Raw genomic sequence first — 18094 nt, 5'->3', positions numbered from 1 at the left:
CCGGGTGCATGGTCCAATACAACGCTACCGAATCACCGACTGGGGGATTCAATTTCGAACAACATGATCACGGTCACATCGCCGCCGGAAAACGTGTTCATCGGACCTCCCCCGGTATCCATCGACGCCGAATGATTACCCGAGATCGACAACACCCGCACGTTATTCTTTCGGATGAACCGGTTGATTTGTTTTTCCAAGTCATCCAGTTCGGTATCGACGGACTTGAAAATCTTGACCTGCTGCACGGGATTACTCCGCAGTCTTGTTCTTGGCATGAAGCAAACAGGGCCGATCCCGGGGTTCGCACGATCGACCCGACATCCGCCAAGGTAGCACGCCGGTTCCAGCCCCGCGAGCGGTCGCCCCCAACCCGAGCGGATAACGCTGTGAAGCATTGCTTCGCAGCGTTGCCTAGCGGGGCAACCGAGGCATCGAGACGACGCGATCGATCGCGTGGGCCCCGGCCAGCACCGCGACGCTGCGGTCCAACCCGGCCTCGCTGAACAAGCGACGCATGCCGATCATCAACGCATGCCAGCAGTGAATCGTTTCCGGGACCGATAGCTTCTTGGCGTCGTCGCGGTCAAATCCTTGCTCGCTGACCGAAATCTCGGTGGGAAGGTGCAGCAACGCCTCCAACATCAAATGCTGACAACACTCCAATTCGCTCAGACCGGGATCATCGTAAATCCACAAATGCGGCCCCAGAATGCGATCGATCATCGCCAAAGCCGCCGAATCCGCCGCGTCGCTGTTGAGTACCAGTTCCGTCTGACCACATTGAACGTAAAACTTTGCCACCGGATCGCTCCTCCGTGAAGAAATGTGAGATACTGCAGACCGCGGAGCCGTGTTCGCCTCCGTGACCACCAACAGGATCGCGACTCCGTTGACACAACCGGTCACATCACCCCAACGCCCGTTTTCGACAGCTCATCATGCCCACCCGATTGACCTCTTGTCCCCACGTCCTGGCCACCACACTCTGGCTCGTCGCCCTGCTGTTGACGGTCGGCTGCACCGCTGAAACGTCGGATTCCGGCACCGACGCTGCCCCCGAATCGGAGACCGCAACGGATGCGCTGTACAGCCCCGAAGCGTTCCGGTTGGCCGCCCACGACGGCAAACTTCGCGTCGTCGAACTGTGCCTGGAAAGCGGCATGGATGTCAACGAAGCGGATTCCAACGGGCAGACGCCACTCTCCATGGCCGCTTACAACGGACACGACGCCGTCGTCAAATTGCTGCTCAAGCACAACGCGACGGTCGACTCACGCGATCGCAACGGAATGACCCCGCTGATTCACGCCGCCAGCGGCCCCGCACCGACCACCGTCGAAATCCTGCTGGACGCCGGCGCGGACATCAACGCCGTCGACAACGGCGAACACTGGACCGCGCTAATGATGGCCGCCGCCGAAGGACAAGCCGAAGTCGTGGAGGTGTTGCTCAAGCGAGGCGCGAAGAAAGAGATGGTCGACATCGACGGTGAATCCGCCGCCTACTTCGCCAGACAACACGGACACACCAAACTGGCCGAACGGTTGGAAGCGTTTTAGGTAAGAAGTTGGCAGTTGGCAGTTGGCAGTTTTTAGAATGGGCGCCCCCTACTTTCTTGTCACCCATTTTCTTTCTGCTTCTCGTTTTCCACCGTCCCTTTTTCTGCCCGCCATTTTTCTGTCAACCGCCGACACACCTGGAACTATTTCTCCGGGACACAGAGTTCGATCCAGTGTCCGTCGGGGTCTTGGACAAAGGTCTGCTGGGCACCATCGGGGCGGATGCGGCGGGGAAGCCGGGTCGCCTGATGGGCATCGAGGTGTTTTTCCCATTCATCCAGATCATCGACGATGAGCGCCAAGTGTGTGCCCCGATGGCTAGAATGCACCGGCTGATCGCGGTCGCCGATCAAATGCAGTTCTTGATCGACACCCAAGCGAAACCAGGCACCGGGAAAATCGAACGCCGGGCGTTCCATCGCCGGCAAACACAACACATCGCGATAAAACGCCACGCTGACCGGGACATCGGCGACATGCAGTGCCACGTGATTGAGTTGATGAACGTTCAACTTGATACTTGGAATCTGGATCCTGGAACTTGGAACTTGGAACTTGGAACTTCATTTCGCCCTACGCCGACCTGGCCGCGTATTGCTCGGCATATTCGATCGTCCACGCATCGATCACGTCCTCGAACTCCTCCACATCGACTTCCTCAATGTTGCGGAACAGGGACCGATTGAAGATCTCACGGTTTTCAGCGGTCGCCTTGCCCTTCAGATCCAACACCCGGAGATCGCTGTAGGGGCGGATGACCATTTCGAATCGACTGTAGGCGTTGGATCGACGTCCACTCTTGATTCGCAAGTCATCGCGATAACAAGCCGTTCCCCAACCGACTTCGCCGAACAGCGCTTCCTGGCGAAACCCCGGAAAGGCGTCGATGATGCTCCGCACCTTGGCTTCGATTCGCTCGGACAGCGAGAGCCGATAGGAGGTGTGCAGCCGCTTCAGCTCCTCCTCGGACAACTCCTTGCGTTTCGCTTCGCTGACCGAATGATCGCGTCGCCGCTGGCCCCGCTGAATCGCCGATTCCAGACGGGATTGAAAATCATCCTTCATTCCGACGCCTCCGTTGGCTTGTCGGACCCCGCATCGCTGGGGCCGGCACTTTGGCCCGCGGAGTCGCCCTGGGCGGCTTCACCGCCGACGGCCGCTTGAACTGGCGCCGCTTGAGCTGGCGCCGCAGCCGGCTCGGCCGCCGCCACCGGCTCGGCGGGTTTGGCGGGTTCTGTTGCGGCCGGTTCCGCCTGGGCAGCCCCAGTTTTCGTGCTGTCTGATTTGCTGCTGTCGGACTTGGGCTTGGGCTTGGACTCCTTTGCCGCGGGCGCGTCTTCCTGTTTGGAATAAAACTGCAACAGATCACCGAACGAACGCAGCGGTTCGTCTCCCTTTTGCATGGCATCGGTGAGCGGTTTTTCTTCGGGCTTGGCGACCACACGATAGGATTCGGGCTGGCGAGGTTTTCGCGAATCACGACCACCGCGGCCACCTTGACCGCCACGTCCTCCGCGTCCCTGTCCGCCGCGTCCTTGGCCTCCACGGCCCTGTCCGCCGCGACCCTGTCCGCCGCGACCCTGGCCGCCACGTCCCTGACCTCCGCCACGAGCTTGTCCGCCGCGTCCGCCTGCGGCTTGATCGCCGCGTGCCGCGCCGGCACCCTGACCGGCCGGTTGGGGTTGGCCGCTGCGTTGACCTTGACCGCCGCCGGAGCGCCCGGCACCTTGCCGTCCCTGACCGCCGCCCGATCGGGAATCACGTCGGTAACCGCCACGACCTCCGCTCGCCTCGCGATTGTGCCGCTCCTTCTCCAGCCGCTCTTCCTGCTGGGGCGAAAGTGCACTCAAACCGACGCGGCGTCGTTTTTCGTCGATGCCGGTGACCCACGCGGTGACCACATCGCCGACCTGAATCGCCTCGTTGAGATCTTCTACGTATCCGTCGCTCAAGCGACTGACGTGAATCAGTCCGCTGCAATCGGGAGCCAATTCGACAAACACGCCAAAACTCATCACCCCGACGACGACGCCGACGACCTGGTCTCCGGGAGTGAGCGTCTTCAGCGTGGGCATCGTGTCGAGCACGCCGGGCGGGTCGTTGCTGACCGCGGTCTCGCCGAACGGATCACACAACCATCCGACCAATTGATTCACACGATGGCGACCGACCTGCCATTCCTTGATGCACTTGTCGACCTTGGCACGCTCGGGGAGGGGATGCTTGATCGGCTCAGGGCTGGGACTGGCCGACTCGGTCGTGCCCGCGCCCTCGCTGCCGGGTGTCTCGGACTCAGCGGCCTGACTCTCGGGGGACTCGCCAGCCTCCGCTGACGGCGAATCGGAGGCCGCGGCGGCATCGGCGCTGGGCTCGGCGCTCGGCTCGGCATCGGCGGCCGGTTCCGCGGGCGCGATTTCGCTGACATTCTCCGCGGGCGTTTCCGCGGCGGAGGACTCGGCCGACTCCGCGGCGACCGCGGGATCGGATGAATCGGCCGTGTCGGTCTCATCACCGATCTTGAATTCGCCAGCCTTTTCGCCGGCGTGATCAAAATCTTCGACCGGCGCCGGTTGCTTGGGCTCGGTCGCATCGACCAATTTGGGTTCGGCCAGTTTTTCGTAGCTGGGGGCTTCGTATCCCGGGGGAGCCGACGGAGGCAATTCGATCTCGAGCGCCGTCGCCAATTTTTTGGCCAGCCCGTAGTCGTCCGGATGGATCAGCGTCCCGTCGAGCACCTCGTCGCTTTCAAACACCCGCAGGAAGGGAATCGCCTGACGGGTCTGGACGACCGATTCCCATCCTTCCAGTTCCAGCAGTTCCTGGCGCGAACGCAGCAGGGCTTGTTCGCGTCGTGTGATCAACGAGCGTGCCACGTCGGGGTTCATGCCGGGCAGTTGCTGCAACCAACCCAACGGAGCGGCGTTGCTATCGACACCGCCGCGTGACGCTCCGCTGGACATGATATGTCCCAACGAAATCGACAACGCGTCTTCGGACAATTCACTTTGGAACGACGCCAGTCGCAGCCGCAAGGGATCAACTTTTGCGTACGCCTGGGGCGGATGCAACACGGAAAATGCGATCCAGGCTGCGGCGCGGAACCGCCGCGGCGTCGACCGCATCTCGGAATTGGCCACGTCGCTGCTGGCATAGGTGTCCGCACCGGAGCGATCGGCGACCGTCCAGCGAACCGAATGATCCGGGCTTTGCGCGATCAAATCACCGAGGGCGATCAAGCACGCGCGGCGGGCCGGCCCATTGCTGACGACGACCAGATCGACGTTGTAGTGATGGATCAGTTCGCCCATTTTGGCGACGGTTTGTCCACGCACACTGCCGGACAACTGACAGGGCAGATCTTCGCCGTGCAGCACGCGTCCGTCGGACGAGACGATGGCCGTTGCGGCGGTCTTCGGCCCGACGGCATCGATCGACATCACGACCTGAGCTTCGACGGGACCGCGGTTGACCTGACGTCGCAAATGGTCCGCCACGACGCTGACCAACCGTGCCGACGCCCGCTCATGAAGCTCATCCCACCAAGCCGCCTCGGCGGCCTCGCGGATGTCCGCTTCGTGTTGCATCACCACGTCGCCCAAGACCGATTCGAGCCCCGGGTTCAGGGAGATCACCGCGCGTTTGATTTCACCGACCAACTTCGCCGCGTCGTACTCAAACGCACACACCGCGACTTGGCTCCGCAGCGCCCGGCCGAGCATGACGACTTGAAACGCGCTCAACTTGGTCGCCGGCATCCGTTTCCCTTCCAAGGGTTTCAGGACACTGACCAACCATCGTCGGCGACGTTGGCGGGGCGAGATTTTTTTCTGTTTTTTCGGCGTCGAAGCCTTCGCCTTCGACTTCTTGCCGGCCGGCTTCTCTTCCGGGTCCGGCTTGAACCCCGGCAGATCCGATTCCGCAGGCGTACTGCTCTCGGCAGGCGCCGACGGTTCGCCTTCGGCTTGGACCGGTTCGCCCTGGCTGGTTGGTGCTTCGGTGCCATCGGCCTGCGTTTCGCCGTCGGCTGGTGCTTCGCCGCTGGCTGGTGCTTCGCCGCTGGCTGGTGCATCGCCGTCGGTCGTTGCGGGCGGCGGGGTCGTTTCGGTCACCGATTCTGCAGCCGGTGTCGCAGCAACCGGTGTCGCATCGGGCTCGGCGGCCGGCGCCGACTCAGCCGACGGCGTTTCCGCATCGGCCGAGGGTGCGGTCGAACCGGAGTCCCCGGCGGTGTCAGCGTCCCCGGCGGTATCAGCGTCCCCGGCGGTATCAGCGTCCCCGGCGGTATCAGCGTCCCCGGCGGTATCGGCGGCCGCGGCAGCTTCGGCGGGACTGGCCGCTCCGGGTTGCGGAGCCGTCGCGTCGGCGGCAGGCATCTCCGCGGTCTTGGCCTCCGCTGCCGCTGGCTCGGAACCGGCTGGCTCGGCGGGCTTCGCCTCTGCGGCGGCAGCCTCGGTTGCGGGCGCCGCAGCCTCGGGCGCAGCCTCAGACGCTTTCACGGTTTTGGCATCGGCCTTGGCTTTGGCGTCCGACTTGGACGCTTTGGCTTGCTCCTTTTCCGCCGCCGCGATGTGGGGATCGTGCACATCGGAGATATGCAATTTGGCGTTCCGGCTCAGCCAGCGCACCGCGGCGCTGATCACGCGTGGGTCCCCGGCCAGTCGGCCGGGGATGGCTTTGGCCAGCCCCTCGACGGCCGCGGCGGCATCGGAGATCGATTCCAGTGTTTCGGCGACCGCGGCAGGATCGGACGGATCGCCTTTCTGGGGATTGAGCATCCGCACGGCCAAGCGATTGGAATCGCTGTCGATGCCGGCGGCGGTTTCTTGGCGTAGCCGTTTCCCGAGACGTTGCAGCGTTCGATTGGAGCCGCTTTTTCGAATCGCGTCACCGATCGCCGGATCGGCCAGCGGGGTGGACTGCCAGAGTTCGTGCAGCTCGTCGCGATAATCGGTGAGCGACTTCTCCGCGTCGACGGCCGCTTTCAGATTCCAAAGCGTCCCCTCGTCCAGCCCGCCGAGTTCGTCGCGACGGTAACGTGCCAAGAAAGGTGCTTCGTAACCCTGCTCAATCAGCGGCAAGGCAAGTTTCAGACTCGATGCGTCGCATCGCCCGCGTCGGGCGATTGCTTCTAGATCGACAGCCATGATCAGTCGGTCTCGGTGTTGGTCCGGACGCCACGCACGACGACGGTGCCAACAAAGCACCAACACGGGCGGCGATCCAGGAATCGTTGGTGTGCCGCGTTGCCGGACGCCGAAATCGGCATTTGACATCCGCAGCGGAAAAATCCCCACGTGGGGCGAGCCGGGTGAAATCTCAAATCACAACGAGTTCCCCCCCAGTGTTCGCCGCGCGAGAATAGCGCCACACGCCCGACCTGTCAACTGAGGGGCCGACGAATCGGACACGCCTCCCCCGACCGTGAAACTGGGATAACCGGCAAAATCATTCAATTCGCCTTTACTTTCCCAGCCGTCAAAGTCGATACCGGTTACGCATACCCGTCGGTTTGCCGACGCCACTAACCTTTGGATTTCGATCGACCATAGAAATTGATGAGCAACTTTGATCAGCGATTGCAGGCGGGATGGAGAGTCTGGTCCGAAGACGAACCATCCGAGTACGACCGACCACCCCGATCGGATCCCCGATGGCTACGTGAACTGGATCAAATTGCGGGCACCGGCCCCCAAAAAACCAGCTCCGTCCCGATCAAATTGCTCGCCCGGCTGCTGCTCAGCGCCCAACGCTGCAACAGCGCCTGGCTGGACGATTTTGCGGACGACGTGGCCGTGATCGATGCCGATTTGCACGAAGTTCTGCTGGCCTTTGAGAAGCTTCAACAGGAACCCAAGGGCCAAGCCGAACAGAACCTGAACCGCCGAGTCGCGGCCTGATCGATCGCGGTCAGCCTGCCCGGCCCTGGCGTTAACACCTCCCCCAAAACGTCGCTCGAATCGACGTGATTTTTTTCCAAGGAAATGAAACCATGCGTTCCATCGCTGTGATCAACCAGAAAGGCGGGGTTGGAAAAACCACCAGTTCGGTGAACCTTTCGGCGGCCCTGGCCCAATCCGGTCGCCGGGTCTGCGTGATGGATCTGGACCCCCAGGCCCACGCGTCGCTGCACCTCGGCATCACCGCGGTCGACGACCAACCCAGCATGTATGAAATCCTCTGCGGGAACGCGTCCATCGCGGAAGCCAAACGTCGCGTCAACGACAACTTGTGCGTCGTCCCCTCGAATCTGGATCTGGCAGCCGCGGAACTGGAATTGGCCGGCGAAGTCGGTCGAGAAATGATCCTCCGCGACCGACTCGATGACGATCCCGACGAATACGACTACCTGATCCTGGACTGCCCGCCCAGCCTGGGTGTGCTGACGGTCAACGCCCTGGTCGCGGTCAACGAAGTCTTCCTACCGCTGCAACCCCACTTTCTCGCCCTGCACGGCCTCAGCAAACTGCTGCGCACGATCGAAGTCGTCTCCCGCCGTCTCAACGACCAACTTCGCCTCTCCGGCGTCATGCTCTGCATGTACGATTCCAACACCCGATTGGCGGCCGAAGTCAGCACGGACATCGACGAGTTCTTCCAAGCCACCAAAGGCGGTCGCGAATTCTTCCGCGGCGCCCGGTTCTTCGACACACGCATCCGCCGCAACGTGCGGTTGGCCGAAGCCCCCAGCTTCGGACAGTCGATCTTCCAGTACGCACCCCAATCCAACGGCTCGATCGACTACCAAGCCCTGGCCGAAGAAGTCATCGCGCAAGAACAAAACGCAGTGATGCCCGAACGCATGGCTGCCTAGCGCTTTGGCCAGATTTGAATGAAGTGTGACGGTTGCCGAGCGGGGTATTTTTTTAGCGGCAGGGCGCGAGCCCTCCGGTCTTTCACGGTGCAACCGCACGGCTCGCGGGCTGTCGATTTTGTGAGCCGCGCGCCGCGTACGCGGCCGGGCATTCCGGCGGCCGCCCGAGGCCTTACGGCCAGCGGCTCACCATTGACTCAGCAGTTCCCGACTATATCGACAGACCGCCCGCGGCTTACTGCCCCCGCATCTGTTTCATTGCCTGGTATCCCTCCCAAGCGATCCGCTGCAGATCAGCCCGATCCTGATCGGAAAAGACTTTCGTGATCGGCAGATTGTCGCGGTCCTTGGTGCGATCTTTGTTCTGCCAATAGCGGATGTCGGTGATCGAGTCGACTTTCAGCCCGCGTGGATCGGCGTCAAGGATCCCCGCGTACAACGTGCACGCAGTCAGGTACGCCATCGATTGGTTCAGGTGGGCGTCGTTGACAAAACGCAGGGTCAGATCAGGACGTTGGCTCTGACACTTCAGCGCCACCAGTGACATCGGTGCCACCTCGGCATCAATCTTGTCCGCCAGCGCGGCGATCGCCTGGGCCTTTTCCAAGACCGATTTCGCATCGGGCTGTTCCGTCAACGGTTTGTCGTTTTGCGTGGTCGGTGTGGTTTCGTACAACACCACCTTGGCGCCATCGGCATGCGCCAACTCCGCAAACTTCGGCGCGTAGCGGGCATACAACGACTCGTCGCCCTCCAAATCGTCGCGATACGATTGCAGCACCACCACGTCCCAACGCGTTCGCGTAGAGTCGTATTCGGCCAACAGTTTTCGCTGACGTTCGACCGCGTACTTGGCGTACTTGTCACCCGGATCCTTCTTCCGTTGAACCTCCAAGGCTTTGATCGTCGCCTTGATGTCGTCCCGGTTGTCCCCGAAAGGGATGAAATTCTGGCTGCCCAAACGCCAGTGGTCGGCCAGCCGACGGCCGCCATAGATGACGGACTTGGCGTCCACCTGCAGCCCCGGCCGGCCCTCCTGGATCATCGCTTTGACGACGTCGGCCAGATGGTGTCGGGCGGTGTAACTGTTCCCGATGAACAGCACCTTCAACGTTTTGGCCGCCCCGTCCGGCGACGGATCCGCACCGTGACAATGCCGAGGGGACACGACGGCGAGCAAACTCAGCAGCACACTGACAAGAAGAAATCGCATGTTGATTCGAAAAATGAAGTGAAGACAAGGAAAGAGCGATCGGAGTGCATCGATCAGCCAACATCCTACGCGAATCGTCTCGGCTGCGGGACGTGCGCCGATTCGAATATACTTTGCCCTCCAGAATACACTTTGCCCTCCAACTGCCCCCCCGCAAAAACCCCGCCAACTTGTGACAGGATTGAAAATGAGAGTCGGATTATTGCTTGTGATGATGGTCGCTGGCTGCCTTGGCCATGCCGAAGATTGGCCGCAGTGGCGTGGCCCGCGTGGCGATGGAACCAGCCAGGAAACGAGCGTTCCGACCGAGTGGGATGCCGCCACAGGCAAAAACATTGTTTGGAAAACTCCGATCACCGGATCGGGCTATTCTTCCCCCATCCTGATCGGAGATTCCATTTTCTTGACCTCGTGCGACGAAACCACCCGCGCCCGACTGTTGCATTGTCTCGATCGCTCCGGTGGTCAAATCAAATGGACCCGCGAGGTGATCGCAGCCCCGCTGGAGGGAATGCACAAGCTGAACAGTCACGCCTCGGGCACCCCCGCGGCCGACGATCAACACGTTTATGTCACATTCTTTCAAACCGAGGACACCAGCGGAGAACGCGGCCGGCCCGGCGAGATGGTCGTTGCCAGTTACGACCATCGGGGCAATCAGAAATGGTTGGTCACCGTCGGCTCGTTCTCCAGCGTTCACGGCTACTGCACCAGTCCGGTGTTGTTTGAAAACCTCGTGCTCGTCAACGGCGACCACGACGGCGAATCGTACCTGGCGGCACTCGACAAAACGACCGGCGACCTGGTCTGGAAAACCCCGCGGGTGCACCAAACCCGCAGCTACGTCACTCCGCTGCTGTGCGAAATCGACGGCACGGTGCAAGCCGTCATGACGGGTAGCAAACGTGTCGCAGGCTTCGATCCCCGCACCGGAAAACGACTCTGGTGGATCGAAGGCCCGACCGAACAGTTTGTCGCCTCGATGGTCTATGACAACAAGAACTTGTATTTGACCGCCGGTTTTCCGACCTACCACGTGATGTCGATTCGCCCCGACGGCAGCGGCGACGTCACCGAGTCCCACGTCAACTGGCACGTCAACGAAGCGCAAAGCTACGTGCCCTCGCCGGTCGTCACCAACGATTTGCTGTTCATCGCCGACGACCGCGGCATCGCCCACTGCTTTGACAGCCAAACCGGAGAACGTGTTTGGCGAGAACGCTTGGGCCGACACTTCAGCGCTTCGTTGGTGACGGCAAACGGATTGGTTTACTTCACCACCGACGACGGCGAAACGATCGTGATGAAGGCCGCTCGGGAGCCACAGATTGTCGCCGAAAACTCCCTGGGCGAAATGGTGTTCGCCTCCCCGGCGATTTCCGACGGCAAGCTATATGTTCGCACCCGTGAGCATCTCGTTTGCATCGGCACCCCGTAACGTCGACGCTGCAGAGCTTCGATCCCCTTTCGCTTGGCGAGATTTTCGCGACAGGGCGCAAGTTGCCTGTCGATTTTGTGAGCCGCGCGCGCCGCGTAAGCGGCCGGGCATTCCGGCGCCCGCCCGAGGCCTTACGGCCAGCGGCTCACCATTGACTCAGCAGATCCCGAATAAAACGACAGCCCGCAAGCCGTCCGGTCTTGCGAGCGGCACTCACCCTCAGCAACCCAACTTCGTCCGAATCTCTTGATGGATCGCATCGGGTGCGGCCGTCCCGTCGATGTCCAGCACCAACTCTTTCCGCTCAAACAGACTCAACACCGGTTTGGTTTTCGTGTGGTAATCCTTCAACCGCCCCGCCAGCGCCTCTTCGGTGTCATCGGGACGCGCCCGCAACGGGCTGCCGCACACGTCGCAAATATCTTCGACCTCCGGCCGGTGTGAGATCAGGTTGTAATCGAGCCCGCAACCGCTGCACAATCGACGCGACAAGACACGTTGACGGACCACGTCATCGGGGACTTCGATATGAATCACCGCGTCGATGTCGTACGTCTCCAAAAAGAACAACGCCTGCGACTCGCTGCGGGGAAATCCGTCGAGGATGAAACCGTAGTTCCAGTCGTGTTCGTCCAACCGCCGGTGAACGATGGTCTCCACCACATCGTCGCCCACCAAGTTTCCCGCTGAGACGATGCGTTTGACCTGCGCCCCCAGCTTGGTGTGATTCTTGATGTGCCAGCGAAAGATGTCGCCGACACTGATGTGTACCAAGTCGAACGCGTTGACCAACTTGGCCGCCTGCGTTCCCTTGCCACAACCCTGAACACCCATGATCACGTACTTGTGCATTTCACCAAAGCTCTGGAATAAACGTCTGATCTTCCAACGGCGGACGAATGTAGGCACCTGCGGCGGGGCGAGGTGGCAAAGCTTCTGGCGTTGGCGTCAGGTCTTTATAAGGGATCATGCTCAGGAAGTGGGAAATGCAATTGAGCCGTGCACACTTTTTGACGTCGGCTTTGACAACGTACCACGGTGCCTGCTTGATATCCGTGTGGGCAAACATCGTATCCTTCGCCTTGGAGTACTCGATCCACCGTGATCGCGACTCGACATCCATCGGGCTCAATTTCCAACTTCGTGTCGGATCCTTCATCCGCTTTTGAAATCGCTTTTCCTGTTCGTCGTCACTGACGGAGAACCAATACTTGATCAGTTGGATGCCGGACCGAACCAGCAGCCTTTCAAATTCGGGACAAGATCTTAAGAATTCATGGTACTGGGTTTGAGTGCAGAACCCCATCACGTGTTCGACCCCCGCTCGGTTGTACCAACTTCGATCCATCAACACGATTTCGCCGGCGGCGGGAAGATGGGCGACGTAACGCTGGAAATACCAAGACGATTTTTCACGTTCGGTGGGTGTGCCCAATGCAACGACACGACAAATCCGCGGATTCAGACTCTCCGTGATTCGTTTGATCACGCCTCCCTTGCCTGCCGCATCGCGGCCCTCGAAAATGACGACGACCCGCAATCGTTCGTGCTTGACCCATTCCTGTAGCTTGACAAGTTCGACTTGCAGTCGAGCCAGTTCTTTTTCGTAGACGGCTTGATCGATTTTGTGCTTCTTGACCTTCACATCACCCGTCGTGCGCAATAACGGGTCGGGCAGTTCACGGACTTTGTTGTTTTTTTGCTTTTGCGTCATCAATGGGCTCGGAAACAGTTCGTTCATCGAGATAGCGTGGGGCGAGCGATTATCACAGCAATTACAGTGCCGTTGCCGAGAACGCTGTATAAAACGTTGTACGAACGGCAGCCACTTACCTGTCCACTGCTCGCGAAGGGGCCGGAACGAGCCCTCGAGTGCCCGATCATTTGGCAGATGTGCCAATTCTTTTGGCGTTCCTCACCGGCTGTTTCCTTCCGTTATCCTGCGATTCTTCCCTCCCTGGGTCTCCATCATGTTTCCTTTCCACTCCACCGAAACGGTCCGCTTGCGGCAGTGGCTGCTGAGATCGGTCGTCGCAGCTGGTTGTTTGACGCTCATCAGTTCGCGAATCTGCGGTGCGCAAGATGCTGCGGTCCCCCCTCCATCATCCCTGTTCCCCGACGCAGCGCCGCTTGAACTCCAAGGCGACATCGCCTCGGACATGATCGATGGCATTGATCGGTTCTTGCTCGGCAAGCTGAGTGAATCCGCCGCCGCCCGCCAGCGACATTGGAATCGCGATTTCACTTTCCAGCAATTCTACGTCCGCTCGATCCAGCCCAATCGAGACCGGTTGGCCCGCATGCTCGGCGCCCATGAAGACCGAGTTGCTCCGGTGGTCATTGAACGAAACTTCGTCGTCGGCTCCTCGGTCGACGACTCGCTCTCGGGCTACCGGGTCTATTCGGTTCGCTGGCCGGTTCTGCAAGACCCCGACCCCGGTCGGTCGATCGTCTCGGTGTACGCTGAAGGCCTGTTGTTGGAACCGATCGAACCGATCGCGGTCGCGGCAAACGTCGTCGCGATTCCCGATTGCGACCAAACGCCCGGGCAAATCAGTGGGATAGCCGAAGGCATCGAACCCGATTTGCAATTCGCCAGACGGCTGGCCGAGCGTGATTGTCGCGTGTTGGTTCCGATGCTGATCAGCCGCGAGATCAATCCCCGCGGGCGAGCCAAGCTGACCAACCGGGAATACATCTATCGATCGGCGTTCGAGTTGGGGCGGCATCCGATCGGTTACGAAGTCCAAATGGTGCGTGCGGCGATCGACAGCTTTGATTCGTCGCGTCCGATCGGGGTGATCGGCGCCGGCGAAGGCGGTCGAATCGCCCTGGCAACGGCCGCGCTCGACCAACGAGTCGACGCACTCTGCGTCGGCGGCAGCTTTGGGGCCAGCGATTCGATCTGGACCGAGCCGATCGATCGAAATGTCTTCGGCTGGTTAGATGAATTCGGGAACGCGGAAACCCTGACGCTGGTCGCGCCGCGCAAGGCCTTGATCAATCACGCCCAAACGCCCCAACGTACCTTGGACGGCAGCGGTGGCGGCGCCCCTGGCACGGTTCGTTCGATTCACCTCAGCGAAGGAAAACAAGAAGTCGAACGGGCGCGGCAGTTGGTCCGCCCCTTGATCGAACACGAACATTGGCAGATCGACGAAACGGCGTTCCGTGACGCGCCTTGCGACCAAGCCACCACGGACCGTTTCGTCGAACTCTTGATCAACCGCCCGCGTGCGGATCGACAGCAACGCGGCGTCGATGTCGTGCGGCAGGTCGACGAGTCGGCAATGCAAACGCGGCTGGTGGAACATCTCGATCGCCACAACCAATTGCTGCTGCGTGAGTCCCCATTCGTCCGCCGCACCTTCACGAAGGATCTCAACACGAGTTCAATCGATGACTATGTCCGATCGTCAAAGCGTTATCGGCAGATTTTCCGCGACGAAGTGATCGGACACTTCGACGATCCGTTGCTGCCGCCGAACGCCCGCGTACGAAAAACGTGGCAGGAACCGGGATGGACGGGCTACGAAGTGGTCTTGGACGTCTTTGAGGATGTGATCGCCTACGGGGTGCTGATCGTTCCCGATGATCTGAAGCCGGGTGAAAAACGCCCGGTCGTCGTCTGCCAACACGGCTTGGAAGGGCGTCCCACCGATACGTTTCTGGGCGATCACCGGGCCTACCACGACTTTGCCGCCCAGCTGGCTCGGCGCGGGTTCATCACCTTCGCGCCGCAGAACCCCTACCTGTTTAAAGATCGTTTTCGCACGTTGCAACGCAAGGCGAATCCGCTGGGCAAGACGCTGTTCTCGGTGATCGTGCCCCAGCATCAACAGATCGTCAATTGGCTCAAGTCGCTGCCCCAAGTCGACGGCGATCGGATCGCATTTTATGGTCTCAGCTACGGCGGAAAATCGGCGATGCGGATTCCCGCCCTCGTGACCGACTACTGTCTGTCGATCTGCTCGGCCGACTTCAACGAATGGGTGCTCAAGAACGCTTCGACGCGGCACCCGTTCAGCTACGTCGGGACCGGCGAATACGAGATCTTTGAATGGAACCTGGGCGAAACCTTTAACTATTCGGAAATGGCGTCTTTGATTTGTCCGCGTCCCTTCATGGTCGAACGCGGGCATTTTGACGGCGTCGCCACCGACCAGTGGGTGGCGCATGAATACGCCAAGGTGCGAAATCTCTACGCCGCCCGCCTCAAGATCCCAGACCGTACCGAAATCGAATGGTTCGACGGCCCCCACACCATCAACGGCCAAGGCACATTCGACTTTCTACACAAGCATCTAAACTGGCCCAATCCATCAAAGTAGGGCATGCTGTGCATGCCATCCCGCTAGGATCAACGCGGGCGGGGAGAGGGCAAAACGTCTTCATTCACCACATTCCGCAACGGCTGGCCCAACAATGCACGCAACACTTCTTGCGCCCCCTTGGTGCGGAACTCGTCGCTTCCCTCGTCGCAGTAATAGGCCGTGTGGGGATTGAGCAGCAATCGATCGTGGGCGGGGTGATTCGGATCACGCCATGCCGCCAACACGGGGCTGTCTTGCTGCGGCGGTTCGTGTTCCAACACATCGATCCCGGCTCCGGCCAGCTGACCGCTCGCCAGCGCCTCCACCACCGCCCGCGTGTCCACGATGCCGCCCCGCGCCGTGTTGACCAAATACGAACCGCGCGGCATCCGAGCGATTTCCGGACCGGCGATCATTCCCCGCGTTTCCTCGGTCAGCGGGCAATGCACACTGACGATGTGCGAGGACGCCAACAGGTCCTCGAGCCGTTCGATGCGTCGAATCCCCAATGCCTTGTCCAGGCCATCGGGGCGATACGGATCGTAAAACGCGACGTCCAGCCCGAATGCTTTGGCACGCAGCGCCGCCGCCGTTCCGATGCGTCCGCATCCCACGATTCCAAATCGCCGACCGCGCAGCCGAGCGATCGGCGTCGCCTGGTCGACATTCCACTGACCGACGCCGCGCCGCAATCGGCTGTTGAGAAAATGCGCGCCGCGGGCGAGCGAGATTGCCATCGCCACTGCCGAATCGGCGACTTCTTCCGTCCCATAGTCCGGTACGTTGCAAACCGGAATCCCCCGCCGTCGCGCCGCCGCCAAATCAATCGCATCGTAGCCGACACCCGGCCGCACGATCGCGCGGCATTGCGTCAACCGATCGATACTGGATTCGGAAAACGTCAAATAGTGATAAACCATCACCGCATCGGCGTCTTCGATTTTGCCGATCAAGTCCGTTTCACTCTTCGCGTCCAACGCGATCACCTCGGCGACATCGTCCAGTACGCGACGCTCGGCGTCCAGCGGCTCGGTCATCAGATCGGTGATCACCACCTTGAATCGTTGTTTCATGGATTGTTTCAGTTTGAAAACACTTCGAAAGACCGGAGGGCTCGCGCCCTGCCGCTAACAATCAACGCACCGTTTCGCTTGAGCCGCGTAGGGCATGCTGTGCATGCCAATGGGCCGTCAGGCACAGCCTGACCTACACCGCCGCACCGCAACTACTTGACAACCTGCTTCTCAAACCAATCGCGCATTTGCCCCACAAGCTCTTCCCTGATCGAAACGTACTCGCCGCGCGCCGATAAATCGTTTCGCTCGTCGGGATCGTTTTCCAAATCAAACAGCTGCACCTTGTCAATCAACGGATAACGAATCAGCTTCCACCGCTTCGTGCGAATCATCCGTTGAGCATCATGGTAATAACCAAACACCGCCGGATGGATTTCGTCTGCCGTCCCACGCAGGATCGGTGCAAAGCTCTTCGCCTGGACGGACGCCGGAATCGGGATGCCGGCCAGCTCACACGTCGTCGGATACATGTCTCGCAAGTAAATCTGTGCATCGGTGCGTTGCCCATTTGGAATCCCCGGCCCGGCAATGATGAACGGAACTCCGATGGTGTGTTCGTACATGTTCTGCTTGCCCATCAACCCGTGACTGCCCAAGGCCAAGCCGTGGTCGCTGGTGAACAGGATCACGGTGTTGTCGTATTGGCCCGACTGTCGCAGAGACTGCAAGATCCGTCCGATGTGATGATCCATGTCGTCGATGACGGCATAATACGCCGCGATTTCTCGGCGAACATCACGCTCGGTTCGTGGCCACGGCAACAGCTGTTCGTCACGGCCTTTCAAATTTCCATGGTCGAACGGATGCTCAGGCAGCAAGTTGTCCGGCAATGGAACGGCGGCGGGATCGTATTTGCCTTCGTACCCCGGCGGGATGATCAGAGGATCATGCGGCGCGGTGAAATTGACGTGCAGGAAAAACGGCCGGTCCGAATCACGTTGCAACAGAGCGATCGCACCATCGGCAATGTGTTGACTTGTTTCGCCGACCAAACCGATTCCCTTCTGCAGTTCCGGCTTGCCGTCATCGGTCTTGAAGGTCCAGCCGCGATAGCCGGTGATCAGCCGACCCTCTCGCCCGTATCGTGGCTCCTTTCCCAGTGCCCCTGCCCCGCCGCTGCTGAACAAGCCACTTGTTTCATCGTAGCCACGGGTCTTCGGCGAACCGTCATTCATCCATTTGCCCGAATACCAAGTCTGGTAGCCGGCACCGCGAAGCGCGTCCGCCCAAAACGTCTGTCCCGGTTTGAATCGACCACCGCCATACGGGACGCCATTGCGGAACCCGCTCGCACCGGTCAGGATTTCGGCGCGGCTGGGCACACAGAGCGGGAACGCACACGTCGCGCGGGTGAATGTCATTCCATCACGCACCAGTCGATCCAAATTCGGCGTCTCGATCACCGGGTTGCCCAACGCGGCGATCGTATCGGGTCGCTGATCATCGCTGACGATCACCAGAAAATTCGGCCGCGGATCCGCGGCCATCGCACTTTCTGTCCAGTAACCTGGCAAGATCACGATGGCCGCGACGAACACTGAAGCAATTGCTCGAATTCCAGTCATGATTCTCTGCACTGAGCCATCCACGTTATTCCGCCCACGGATGGCAAGGCGTACCCACGGATACCATTCGCACGTGACATCCATGGGGACGCCTTGCCATCCGTGGTGTATCATAG

Annotated in this window: 15 protein-coding genes; 5 read left to right on the top strand and 10 right to left on the bottom strand. The window is 60.5% G+C overall.

Features of this window, described 5'->3' with window-relative positions; genetic code table 11:
• Positions 1–32: 32 nt before the first annotated feature.
• Entirely contained in the window at positions 33–278 is a 246-nt protein-coding gene (locus tag Enr13x_RS15870) for a hypothetical protein (protein WP_231744323.1), read from the bottom strand.
• A gap of 136 nt (positions 279–414) precedes the next feature.
• Entirely contained in the window at positions 415–804 is a 390-nt protein-coding gene (locus Enr13x_RS15865) for a hypothetical protein (protein WP_145387663.1), read from the bottom strand.
• 137 nt (positions 805–941) lie between these two features.
• Here Enr13x_RS15865 and Enr13x_RS15860 point away from each other — a divergent pair, with 137 nt between their 5' ends.
• On the top strand, positions 942–1562 hold the full coding sequence (locus tag Enr13x_RS15860; RefSeq protein WP_145387661.1) for an ankyrin repeat domain-containing protein: 621 nt from the start codon (positions 942–944) through the stop codon (positions 1560–1562).
• Positions 1563–1705: 143 nt separating this feature from the next.
• Here the strand turns inward: Enr13x_RS15860 and Enr13x_RS15855 are convergent, their stop codons facing one another.
• The 3 genes from Enr13x_RS15855 to Enr13x_RS15845 form a co-directional block, all read right to left on the bottom strand.
• Complete coding sequence (locus Enr13x_RS15855) at positions 1706–2074, bottom strand: VOC family protein (RefSeq protein WP_145387659.1); 369 nt, start codon at positions 2072–2074, stop codon at positions 1706–1708.
• Positions 2075–2135: 61 nt separating this feature from the next.
• The gene (locus Enr13x_RS15850; protein ID WP_145387657.1) at positions 2136–2627 is read right to left on the bottom strand and encodes a hypothetical protein; all 492 of its coding nucleotides are present in this window, start codon (positions 2625–2627) and stop codon (positions 2136–2138) included.
• Complete coding sequence (locus tag Enr13x_RS15845) at positions 2624–6706, bottom strand: S1 RNA-binding domain-containing protein (protein ID WP_197456057.1); 4083 nt, start codon at positions 6704–6706, stop codon at positions 2624–2626. The genes Enr13x_RS15850 and Enr13x_RS15845 overlap by 4 nt, the downstream gene beginning before the upstream one ends.
• A 411-nt stretch (positions 6707–7117) precedes the next feature.
• On the opposite strand from Enr13x_RS15845, the gene Enr13x_RS15840 reads away from it, so the two are divergent.
• Together Enr13x_RS15840 and Enr13x_RS15835 are read left to right on the top strand one after the other, a co-directional pair.
• The gene (locus tag Enr13x_RS15840; RefSeq protein WP_231744322.1) at positions 7118–7459 is read left to right on the top strand and encodes a hypothetical protein; all 342 of its coding nucleotides are present in this window, start codon (positions 7118–7120) and stop codon (positions 7457–7459) included.
• Positions 7460–7551: 92 nt separating this feature from the next.
• Positions 7552–8373: a ParA family protein gene (locus tag Enr13x_RS15835; protein ID WP_145387653.1), complete on the top strand. Its 822-nt coding sequence runs from the start codon at positions 7552–7554 to the stop codon at positions 8371–8373.
• 235 nt (positions 8374–8608) lie between these two features.
• Here the strand turns inward: Enr13x_RS15835 and Enr13x_RS15830 are convergent, their stop codons facing one another.
• The gene (locus Enr13x_RS15830; RefSeq protein WP_145387651.1) at positions 8609–9586 is read right to left on the bottom strand and encodes a hypothetical protein; all 978 of its coding nucleotides are present in this window, start codon (positions 9584–9586) and stop codon (positions 8609–8611) included.
• 187 nt (positions 9587–9773) lie between these two features.
• On the opposite strand from Enr13x_RS15830, the gene Enr13x_RS15825 reads away from it, so the two are divergent.
• Positions 9774–11024 carry an outer membrane protein assembly factor BamB family protein gene (locus tag Enr13x_RS15825; protein ID WP_145387649.1) on the top strand — a complete coding sequence of 417 codons (1251 nt, stop codon included), beginning with the start codon at positions 9774–9776 and terminating at the stop codon, positions 11022–11024.
• A gap of 219 nt (positions 11025–11243) precedes the next feature.
• Here the strand turns inward: Enr13x_RS15825 and Enr13x_RS15820 are convergent, their stop codons facing one another.
• On the bottom strand, positions 11244–11876 hold the full coding sequence (locus tag Enr13x_RS15820) for an adenylate kinase family protein (protein WP_145387647.1): 633 nt from the start codon (positions 11874–11876) through the stop codon (positions 11244–11246).
• Position 11877: 1 nt separating this feature from the next.
• Positions 11878–12738 carry a polyphosphate kinase 2 gene (gene ppk2, locus Enr13x_RS15815; protein WP_145387645.1) on the bottom strand — a complete coding sequence of 287 codons (861 nt, stop codon included), beginning with the start codon at positions 12736–12738 and terminating at the stop codon, positions 11878–11880.
• A 256-nt stretch (positions 12739–12994) separates the two neighbouring features.
• On the opposite strand from ppk2, the gene Enr13x_RS15810 reads away from it, so the two are divergent.
• Positions 12995–15355, top strand: a complete 2361-nt coding sequence (locus tag Enr13x_RS15810; protein ID WP_145387643.1) for an alpha/beta hydrolase family protein — start codon at positions 12995–12997, stop codon at positions 15353–15355.
• Between the two features lie 29 nt (positions 15356–15384).
• Here the strand turns inward: Enr13x_RS15810 and Enr13x_RS15805 are convergent, their stop codons facing one another.
• Both Enr13x_RS15805 and Enr13x_RS15800 read right to left on the bottom strand, forming a co-directional pair.
• Positions 15385–16410, bottom strand: coding sequence for a C-terminal binding protein (locus tag Enr13x_RS15805; protein ID WP_145387641.1), 1026 nt, complete (start codon positions 16408–16410; stop codon positions 15385–15387).
• A 152-nt stretch (positions 16411–16562) separates the two neighbouring features.
• Complete coding sequence (locus Enr13x_RS15800; protein ID WP_197456056.1) at positions 16563–17978, bottom strand: sulfatase-like hydrolase/transferase; 1416 nt, start codon at positions 17976–17978, stop codon at positions 16563–16565.
• Between the last annotated feature and the right edge of the window lie 116 nt (positions 17979–18094).

The sequence above is a fragment of the Stieleria neptunia genome (assembly GCF_007754155.1).
Lineage (GTDB): Bacteria > Planctomycetota > Planctomycetia > Pirellulales > Pirellulaceae > Stieleria > Stieleria neptunia.
This window is presented reverse-complemented; position numbering and strand designations above follow the sequence as displayed.